This is a genomic window from Arthrobacter sp. Hb9-2 (assembly GCF_059091165.1).
In genome coordinates this window covers 1-9,352 of sequence record NZ_JBNHGJ010000059.1, presented here as the reverse complement: position 1 = coordinate 9,352, position 9,352 = coordinate 1, and the positions used below count along the sequence as shown (strand labels likewise).

At 65.4% G+C, this 9,352-nt stretch carries 8 protein-coding genes; 6 read left to right on the top strand and 2 right to left on the bottom strand.

Translation table 11 applies throughout. From position 1 onward, the window contains the following. The 3 genes from argH to AC5RV1_RS20565 all read left to right on the top strand — a co-directional run. The coding region (gene argH, locus AC5RV1_RS20575; RefSeq protein WP_493995838.1) for an argininosuccinate lyase at positions 1–913 on the top strand (913 nt) is incomplete at its 5' end. Between the two features lie 152 nt (positions 914–1,065). Continuing rightward, positions 1,066–1,602, top strand: coding sequence for a pyridoxine/pyridoxamine 5'-phosphate oxidase (locus AC5RV1_RS20570; protein ID WP_493995837.1), 537 nt, complete (start codon positions 1,066–1,068; stop codon positions 1,600–1,602). 10 nt (positions 1,603–1,612) lie between these two features. Beyond that, entirely contained in the window at positions 1,613–2,380 is a 768-nt protein-coding gene (locus tag AC5RV1_RS20565) for a maleylpyruvate isomerase family mycothiol-dependent enzyme (RefSeq protein WP_493995836.1), read from the top strand. A 17-nt stretch (positions 2,381–2,397) separates the two neighbouring features. Here AC5RV1_RS20565 and AC5RV1_RS20560 read toward each other — a convergent pair whose 3' ends face one another. Together AC5RV1_RS20560 and AC5RV1_RS20555 are read right to left on the bottom strand one after the other, a co-directional pair. Beyond that, positions 2,398–2,892: a methylated-DNA--[protein]-cysteine S-methyltransferase gene (locus AC5RV1_RS20560; RefSeq protein ID WP_493947206.1), complete on the bottom strand. Its 495-nt coding sequence runs from the start codon at positions 2,890–2,892 to the stop codon at positions 2,398–2,400. Further along, positions 2,889–4,436, bottom strand: a complete 1,548-nt coding sequence (locus tag AC5RV1_RS20555) for a DNA-3-methyladenine glycosylase 2 family protein (RefSeq protein WP_493995835.1) — start codon at positions 4,434–4,436, stop codon at positions 2,889–2,891. Before AC5RV1_RS20555 ends, AC5RV1_RS20560 begins: the two co-directional genes overlap by 4 nt. 114 nt (positions 4,437–4,550) lie before the next feature. On the opposite strand from AC5RV1_RS20555, the gene AC5RV1_RS20550 reads away from it, so the two are divergent. The 3 genes from AC5RV1_RS20550 (at position 4,551) to tyrS (ending at position 8,898) form a co-directional block, all read left to right on the top strand. Next, the gene (locus tag AC5RV1_RS20550) at positions 4,551–5,213 is read left to right on the top strand and encodes a DNA-3-methyladenine glycosylase (RefSeq protein ID WP_493995834.1); all 663 of its coding nucleotides are present in this window, start codon (positions 4,551–4,553) and stop codon (positions 5,211–5,213) included. Positions 5,214–5,264: 51 nt separating this feature from the next. After that, complete coding sequence (locus tag AC5RV1_RS20545; protein ID WP_493995833.1) at positions 5,265–7,493, top strand: HelD family protein; 2,229 nt, start codon at positions 5,265–5,267, stop codon at positions 7,491–7,493. A gap of 91 nt (positions 7,494–7,584) precedes the next feature. Beyond that, positions 7,585–8,898: a tyrosine--tRNA ligase gene (gene tyrS, locus AC5RV1_RS20540; protein WP_493995832.1), complete on the top strand. Its 1,314-nt coding sequence runs from the start codon at positions 7,585–7,587 to the stop codon at positions 8,896–8,898. Positions 8,899–9,352 lie beyond the last annotated feature (454 nt).

Below are 9,352 nucleotides of genomic sequence, written 5' to 3'. Positions count from 1 at the left end.
GCCGGTCCTGCTCAGCCACCACCTCCTGGCCCACGCCTGGGCGCTGCTGCGCGACGTGCAGCGGCTCCAGGACTGGGACAAGCGTGCAGGGGTGTCGCCGTACGGTTCGGGTGCCCTCGCGGGCTCCTCGCTGGGCCTCGACCCGGAGGCCGTGGCGGCTGACCTGGGCTTCTTTTCCGCGACGCACAACTCGATCGACGGCACCGCGTCCCGCGACGTCTTCGCCGAGTTCGCCTGGGTCTGCGCGATGATCGGCGTGGACCTGTCCCGGATCTCAGAGGAAGTCATTTTCTGGGCCACCAAGGAGTTCTCCTTCGTCACGCTGCATGACTCGTACTCCACGGGGTCCTCGATCATGCCGCAGAAGAAGAACCCGGACGTGGCGGAATTGGCCCGCGGCAAGGCAGGGCGCCTGATCGGCAACCTGACCGGGCTGCTGGCGACGCTCAAGGGCCTGCCGCTGGCGTACAACCGCGACCTCCAGGAGGACAAGGAGCCGGTTTTTGATGCCGCCGACACCCTGGAACTGCTGCTTCCGGCCGTCTCCGGCATGATCGCCACCCTGAAGTTCAACACTGAACGGATGGAATCGCTGGCGCCGCAGGGCTTCGCGCTGGCCACGGACATTGCCGAATGGCTGGTCCGGCAGGGCGTTCCGTTCCGTGAGGCGCACGAACTCTCCGGTGCGGCCGTCAAGCAGGCGGAATCCCGCGGCGTAGAGCTGTGGGACCTGACGGATGAGGAATACGCCGCCATCTCCGGCCACCTCACGCCGAAGGTCCGCACAGTCCTGTCCACGGAGGGCTCCCTCAACAGCCGCAACTCCCAGGGCGGCACGGCGCCGGCCGCCGTCGAACGCCAGCTGGTGGCCCTGGAAGCCGAGCTGGCCGGCGTGCGGGAGTACGCCGGGTAGGACGCTCTCTCCCTTGATGCGGCCTTTTCGCCAACGCTCTCTCACTTTCTTCAGGAAAGTGAGAGAGCGTTGCCGGTATTTACCCGTCAACTGAGAGAGCGTCGGGTGTTTATAGGGTGTTGACGCTGAAGCCTCCCCGCTACCATGGCGCCATGAGCGACTCCTTCCGCAAGCAACTCCGCGCGCTGCCCGACTTCCCGGCCGTCCTGCCCGGTTTCGACCCGGCCAGCGCCCCGGCAGACCCCGGGGAACTCTTTCGGCAGTGGCTGGACGAGGCCCTGGCCGCGGGGGAACGCCAGCCGCACGCCTGCAGCCTTGCCACCGTGGACGGAGGCGGCCGGCCGTCGTCGAGGATGCTGATCCTGAAGAACATCGACGGCAACGGCTGGCACTTCGCCACGTCCCGCACTTCACGCAAGGGAAGGGAGCTCAACGCCAACCCCCACGCCGCCCTCAACTTCTATTGGCCGTCGCTTGGCCGGCAGGTCAGGGTTGCAGGACCCGTGATAGAGCTGTCCGCCGAGGCATCGGCGCGGGATTGGGCGGAGCGGCCGCGGGCGGACGGCAGCAGCAACCCGAACTGGCAGCTCTACGCAGTCCAGCCCGCTGAGTATGAATTCTGGCAGGCCAGCAACGACGGCGAGCACGTCCGGCACCGCCTCGGGCCCGATGGCCTTCCCCGGCGCTAGTATGGGCGCCATGACAGCTCCCGCACCCGAAGTCCTGCTCGCCGGGCTCCACAAGGCCGCTGATGACCTTGCCTCCGATGTCGCCAAGCTCAGTGACGAGGACGTGAAGGCCGCGTCCGCCCTGCCCGGCTGGACGCGGGGCAACGTGCTGGCCCACCTGACCGGCATCTCCAACGCCATGGCGAGGCAGCTCGAGTATGCAGCGCGCGGCGAAACCATCGAGCTGTACGACGGCGGCATGAACGGCAGGAACAAGGCCATCGACATGGCTGCCGGCCACGATGCTGCCACCCACCTTGCAGACCTGACCGCGGCCCTCCAACGTGTCATCACAACGTTTGATGCGCTGCCCGGCATCAAGGATTCGTCCGCCCACCGCACGGGCTGGTACGCACCCATTTCCTATCGTGGGGGAGTTGTCCTGGACGGCGGCCTGGCGCTCTGGCGGGAACTCGTCATCCACATGTCGGACCTGCTGACGGGCAGGGGACCGGAAACCTGGAGCCGGCAGTTCTGCGAGCACCTTTTCGACTTCCTCGCAGCCCGCGTCCAGCCCGACGACAAACTCGTGCTGCAGCCACTGGGCCTTCCGCCGTTGAGCATCGGCAGCGGCAAGCGGTCCACCGTGATCAGCGGGATGATCACGGATATTGCGGCGTGGCTGGCAGGGCGCGAACCCACGCTGGGCAGCCTGAGGGCATCCGCGGCGGCCGACGGCGTGGACCTGCCAACCCTGCTGCCATGGCCTTCCGGAACCCCAACGCCGAAGCAGGACTAACGGTCTTCCAACCAGGATCAGGCGGCTTCGCGGGCCAGCAGGCTTTCCTTGATATCAAGCCCCCAGCGGAATCCGCCCAAAGAACCGTCGGTCCTGATGACCCGGTGGCAGGGAACAAACAGGGCCGCTGCGTTGAAGGCGCAGGCGCTGGCAGCCGCCCTGACAGCCTTGGGATTACCGGCGAGCCCGGCGTACTCGGTGTACGTCACCGGGGACCCCGGCCGGACCAGGCGCAGCACGTCCCAGGCATTGGCCCGGAACGGCCCGGACTTCTGCCGCACAGGGACGTGCATTGCAGGGGCCGGATCGCCTTGGTAGAAGGCTTCGACGGCGGCGGAAATCTCCCCAAGGTCGCTAACCAGTTCCAGGGTGGCGGGCCGCAGGGTCGGATGGATCTGCCCGGTCAGGTCGCCGGGCTTTTCGGTCCAGCCGCTGGAGAGGACCACCCCGTCCTGGGCAAGGATGGTAAACGGGCCGTCCGGAGTGGACATCTGAAGCAACTGGGCCTTCATCGAATCGCTTTCTCTGGTGTTCTGCTGCCTGCTGCGGGAGCGTCCGTCCTTGTGGCATGACGTGCGCCGGCGGCGGAACGGGCTGCTGCACGCCACAGGTGCATGGTGGCGTAGGAGCGCCATGGGCTGACTTCGCGGAAATCCGGACTGCGAGTCCCGGCCCCTCCGGAGCCACCCCCAAGGTAATCCCGAGGCGGGTCCAAGGCTTTTATCCCGTTCCGCACCGCCGCGTCATTGCCAAGGAAGACGTCCGGGGCGCCGAGGACGCGCATGGCCAGGTAGCCAACGGTCCAGGGTCCCACACCGACAACGGGCAGCAGCTTCGCGCCCAGGCTTGCAACGTCGTCGCCATAGCCAAAGTCGAGGGTGCCATCCGCCAAGGCGGAAGCTGCGGCGCGGAGGGCCTCAATGCGTTTCCGGGGGCCCCGCAGGAGTGCGCAGCCGTCGAGTGCGATTTCGGCGGGGGTGGGAAACATCCGGTCCAGGCCTTCGGCCGGGCTTCGGCTTGAGCTTCCGACGGCGGCGAGCTGGGTCAGGGCGGTCCGCGCGGCGGCCACGGTGATCTGCTGGCCGACCATGGCCCTGATCAGCATTTCGGCTGGATCCAGCGCTCCGGGCATCCTAATGCCGGGAGCGCCGGCCACTGCAGCAGCCAGCCTGGGGTCTTCTGCCAGGGCGCCGTCGATGGCAACCGGATCCGCATCGAGGTCGAACAGCCGTCGGACGCGGCTCAACAGGGCCGGAAGGTCCCGAAGGTCCACCGCTCCGATGGTGAGGGTCAGCGGCCGTCCGGGGGCGCCGGCGTCGTACTCAACCCTGAAGCGCGCGTCGCCCTGTGGAAGCCGCAGCGTGCGGGCGTACGAGGTTTGGTTTCCGGCTTCAATCCCCGGGATGGCACGGACCGCCAGGAAAGTGAAGACGCCGGGGTCGAAGGGCTCGCGGTAGGGGAGGCTGAGGGTAAGGGCGGTAGAGCCGGCGGGGGCTTTCGGATGCCTGGCGGCGCGTAGCGCGCTGGGGGTCAGGTCGAAGACTTCCACCATGGTCTCGTTGAACTGGCGGACACTGCTGAAGCCTGCCGCGAAGGCCACGTCGGCGAGCTTCATGGAGGTGGATACGAGCAGCGTGCGTGCCGTCTGGGCGCGGCCGGCACGGGCGAGCGACAGGGGACCGGCGCCCAGTTCCTGGCTGAGGATTCGGTTCAGCTGGCGGGAGGAATAGCCAAGGCGGGCGGCCAGGCCGTCCACGCCGTCCCGGTTCACCACGCCGTCATTGATCAGGCGCATGGCACGCCCCGCGATGTCTTGCCGCACATTCCAGGCAGGCGTTCCCGGCACAGCCTCAGGCAGGCAGCGTTTGCAGGCCCGGTAACCAGCGTCGTGGGCCGCTGCTGAGGTCTCGTAAAAGGTGACGTTCGCAGCCTTGGGAGTCCTGGCAGGGCATGACGGGCGGCAATAGATGCCCGTGGTCCGGACGGCAGTGTAGAACTGCCCGTCGAACCGGGTGTCCCGGGCGTCTATTGCCCGGTAGCGCTGCCAGAAGTCCATTCCTCAATCCTGCCAGCAGTAGAGGAGGCGGGCTAGCGGAAATCGGACATCGCCGTGGAGTCCATTTGTGGCGTTGCGTCAGGTATTGCTGCGTGTTTTGGATAGAGTCTGGCCATGAGCAGAAGTCCCTCGCAGGCCCGGGAACCGCTGCGGGAATTCCTCTCGGGCGATGCCCGCACCCTGGCACCGATGCTGCTGGGGGCGGTCCTGACCCATGATTCGAGGGAGGGCCGGGTGTCCGTCAGGCTTACCGAAGTGGAGGCCTACCTGGGACCGGAGGACTCCCTGCACCCTGATCCCGGCTCGCACACGTACCGCGGCCCCACTCCACGGAACGCCCCGATGTTCGGGCCGGCCGGGCATCTGTACGTTTACTTCACCTATGGCATGCATCACTGCGCCAACATTGTGTGTGGTCCGGCCGGTGTGGCTTCCGCTTTGCTGCTGCGTGCCGGGGAGATCGTAGAGGGCCTGGAGCTCGCACAGCACCGCCGGCCCACATCGAAAAATCCTGCGGACCTGGCAAGCGGCCCGGCCCGGCTGGCCAAGGCCCTGGGCCTGACGACCGCGTACAGCGGCCGTGACGCACTGGTGCCCCCATTTGGGCTGGCGCTCCCGGACAAGCCGGTTGCGGAGGTCAGTTCGGGACCGCGCGTAGGGGTTTCCGGCGTTGGCGGATCCGAGCAATACGCCTGGCGTTTCTGGATCACGGGGCACCCTACTGTCTCCAAGTACAAGGCGGCCAAGCCGAGGCCGGCACCCTTTCGCCAGCGTTAACGAAAATGGTTGTAGAATGGACGGTCTGTCTTTTGCGATAGGGGAACGTTAATGCTCGACGCCGATTTGGCCCACGAACGGGACTATGTTGCCGGCCTGTATGCCCGGCTGGAGGAGCTCCGCGAGGAAAAGCGCAAGCAGCTTGCGCAAGTCCGCAGGGCAGGGGCTGTGGGCACCATGCAGAACGTTTCCGAGCGCGACGCTTTCGCGGCTCTGTACGAGGACCGCCTGGCGCAGCTGGATGCCGTGGATGACCGGCTGGTCTTTGGCCGCTTGGACCTGGACTCCGGAGAAGCGCAGTACATCGGACGCATCGGCCTCACCACTGAGGACCTGCAGCGGCTGATGGTCGACTGGCGCGCGCCCGAAGCCGGGCACTTCTACCAGGCCACGGCCTTCGACCGGCAGGGCGTCCGCCGCCGCCGCCACCTGATCCTGCAGGGCCGGGAGGTCAAGGCCATCGAGGATGATGTCCTGGACGCGGACATGCTAACGGACAACGAATCGCTGCAGGGCGAGGGCGCCCTGCTGGCCGCCCTGAACTCCCGGCGCACGGGCCGGATGTCGGACATCGTCAGCACCATCCAGTCCGAACAGGACCGCATCATCCGGTCATCCATCTCCGGCGCCGTGGTGGTGCAGGGCGGGCCGGGCACTGGCAAGACCGCCGTCGCGCTGCACCGTGCCGCCTACCTGCTCTACACCCACCGGGACCGGCTTAAGTCCGCGGGCGTGCTGCTGGTGGGCCCGTCGTCGTCCTTTATGAAGTACATCGAAAGGGTGCTGCCCTCCCTGGGGGAGACCGGCGTTGTGATGGCGAGCGTGGGCCGGCTGATGCCTGGCATCAACGCCGTGCCGGAACCCGACGCCGACGTTGCCGCCATCAAGGGCCGGCTGGACATGGCCACTGTGGTGGCCAACGCCGTGGCCAACCGGCAACGGATTCCCGCTGAAGACCGGATCCTGGAAGTGGACGGCCGCAAGCTCGTGCTGACGCCGCGCCAGGTCCGCCGTGCCCGCGAGCGTGCCCGTTCCACCGGCAAGCCGCATAACGAGGCCCGGGTGACATTCGTCAAGATCCTGCTGCGCGAACTCACCGAACAGATGACCGAGCTGGTGGAAGCCGGGAACATCGGCAACAACGCAGACCGCTCCTACCTGGCTGAGGATGTCCGCACCGCCCGTGACGTGCGGATTGCCCTCAACCTCTGCTGGATGCCCATGACGCCCGAAAAGCTGATCTCGGAGCTGTTCAGCAAGCCGGCTGTGCTTGAATTCTGCACCCCCCACCTGTCTGCGGCTGAGCGGGCACTGCTGCAGCGTCCCGCCGACGCCCCCTGGACAGAGTCCGATGTGCCCCTGCTGGACGAAGCTGCCGAACTGCTCGGTGAGCTGGACCCGGCAGCCGGGCGCGGCCTCGCGCAGCAGGAGCACGACAGGGCCCGCGACCTTGCCAACGCCAAGCAGACCTTGGTGAACATGGAAGCTGCCGGCGTGGATCCGCTGATGTCCGCCGAGGAGCTGGCCGAGCAGAACCAGGAACAGGCAGCGCGGCTGACCGCGGCCGAGCGTGCCACCAGCGACCGCACGTGGGCCTTTGGCCACATTGTGGTGGACGAGGCGCAGGAGCTCTCGCCCATGCAGTGGCGCCTGCTGGTCCGCCGTTGCCCCCTGAAGTCCTTCACGATTGTGGGTGACATCGCGCAGACGAGCTCGGTGGCCGGTGCCAATTCATGGCAGGGTGCGCTTGCTCCGATGTTCGGCGACCGCTGGCAGTTGGAGGAGCTGACGGTCAACTACCGGACGCCGTCACAGATCGCAGAAGCGGCTGTGCGGATGGCCAACGCGGCCGGACTCGTTGTCTCCGCACCCAAGGCCGTGCGGGAAGGGCGCTGGTCGCCCGTCATCGACGAGGTGGATCCGGGACAGGTGGTCAGCCGCCTGGTGGAAGTTCTGCCGGAGGAGTTGGAAGCGCTCGACGGCGGCCTGCTGGCTGTTATCGCGGACGGCCCCCTGTTGCCGGAGGCCGCCGCTGCCCTGCGCGCCGAGTACGGCCGCCGCATTGGCAACGGTGCCGGGAGCTATGAGCAGGACATCGTGGTCATTAGCCCGCGCGAGGCCAAGGGCCTGGAGTTTGACGGCGTGGTGGTGCTGGAGCCCGCCACGATGCTGAACCATGAGCACGGCAAGGTGGGGGATCTCTACGTTGCCATGACACGCGCCACCCAGCGCCTGCGGCTGATCGCTTCGGAGCCCGTGCCGGCAGGCATCAAGTGCTGAGCTTCTTCGGTTGGCGCCGGCGCGTTCCGGGGGCGGCGCCGGTGCCGTCCACCCGGCGCCGGCGCGGGGTAATACTGCTAACTTAGAAGGCGTGTCAGAACTCAACAGCCTCGAATCGCAGCAGAACGACCCCACCTTCGCCAATATCTGGCAGGAACTGAAGTGGCGTGGACTGGTCCACGTCTCCACGGACGAAGCAGAGCTGGAAAAGCTCCTCGCCGGCGGGGCGGTCACGTACTATTGCGGTTTCGATCCCACCGCGCCGAGCCTGCACCTGGGCAACCTGGTCCAGCTGCTTGTGATGCGGCGGCTGCAACTGGCCGGTCACAAGCCCCTTGGTTTGGTGGGTGGTTCCACCGGCATGATCGGAGACCCCCGCCCCACGGCAGAGCGCACGTTGAACACCAAGGACACGGTTGCGGAATGGGTGGGATACCTTCAGGCCCAGGTCCGCAGGTTCCTCAGCTTTGAGGGCGACAATGCGGCGCAGATGGTCAACAACCTTGACTGGACTGCACCGCTGAGTGCCATCGATTTCCTGCGTGAGGTGGGCAAGCACTTCCGCGTTGGCACCATGCTGCGCAAGGATGCTGTTGCGTCCCGGCTGAACTCGGACGAGGGCATTAGCTACACGGAGTTCAGCTACCAGATTCTGCAGGGCATGGATTACCTGCAGCTGTACCGCGACTACAACTGCATGCTGCAGACCGGCGGCTCGGACCAGTGGGGCAACCTCACCAGCGGGACCGAATTGATCCGGAAGGTGGAAGGCAAGAGCGTCCACGCCCTGGGAACTCCACTGATCACCAATTCCGACGGCACCAAGTTCGGGAAGAGCGAGGGCAACGCCATCTGGCTCGACGCCGGCATGTGCAGCCCATACGCGTTCTACCAGTTTTGGCTCAACACCGCCGATGCTGATGTGGTGGACCGGTTGAAGGTGTTTACCTTCCTGACCCGTGCGGAGATCGAGGAGATTGCCACGGCTGTTGCCGAACGCCCGTTTGCCCGCGAGGGCCAGCGGAAGCTGGCCTTCGAAGTGACGTCCCTTGTCCATGGAGTGGAGGCGACCGAGAAAGTGATCGCGGCTTCGGCTGCGCTCTTCGGCAACGGTGATCTTGCGGCCCTGGATAAGCCGACGCTGCAGGCGGCCACGTCTGAACTTCCTTCTGCCACGGTCCAGGTGGATGCCATGGGAATTGTTGACCTGCTGGTTGCCTCCGGACTTTCGGAAAGCAAATCCGCCGCCCGCCGCACGGTTGGCGAAGGCGGGGCATACGTCAACAACGAGAAGGTATCTGATCCGGAAGCGGTGATCCCGGAATCGGAGCTGTTGCACGGGCAGTACCTGCTCCTGCGCCGCGGAAAGAAGAACCTGGCCACGGTGGAAGTATTGGTTCCCTAGCCCATCGCGAGACACTTTGCACGCTCTTCCGCAGCCGATTTGCACGGCCGCGGGGGAGCGTGTAATGTCTTTTGAGTCGCCGCCGCTGAAGCGGAAAAATAGCGACCGACCCCCAACAAAAAGTAAAGCAACTTTTCCGTGTGCGAAAGCACAGGCATGAAGAAATGCTTCACTTTATGATGGGGAAATTCATTCCACCGAGTGAATTCCGGGAAAACAACCGGATTTGCAAAGTGGAAATGAATAAAATAGGATTGAAACATCGCAGCGAAGAAATACCGAATAGAAATTCACTAAGTGAATTGTTCCGGGAATATTCGAATGTGTCTGTTGTTTGAGAACTCAATAGTGTGCCACGTTTGTTGATACCAATTTTTTATTGATTGGTTGAATTGACTGGATTGTGCCACCCCGTGGTGTGGTCTGGTTTTTACAGCTGGTTTCAAATTTTGCA

Coding starts and splice junctions, on each gene's coding strand:
- AC5RV1_RS20570 (WP_493995837.1), top strand. CDS start 1,066: ATGAGCGACTCCTTCCGCAAGCAACTCCGCGCGCTGCCCGACTTCCCG.
- AC5RV1_RS20565 (WP_493995836.1), top strand. CDS start 1,613: ATGACAGCTCCCGCACCCGAAGTCCTGCTCGCCGGGCTCCACAAGGCC.
- AC5RV1_RS20560 (WP_493947206.1), bottom strand. CDS start 2,892: ATGAAGGCCCAGTTGCTTCAGATGTCCACTCCGGACGGCCCGTTTACC.
- AC5RV1_RS20555 (WP_493995835.1), bottom strand. CDS start 4,436: ATGGACTTCTGGCAGCGCTACCGGGCAATAGACGCCCGGGACACCCGG.
- AC5RV1_RS20550 (WP_493995834.1), top strand. CDS start 4,551: ATGAGCAGAAGTCCCTCGCAGGCCCGGGAACCGCTGCGGGAATTCCTC.
- AC5RV1_RS20545 (WP_493995833.1), top strand. CDS start 5,265: ATGCTCGACGCCGATTTGGCCCACGAACGGGACTATGTTGCCGGCCTG.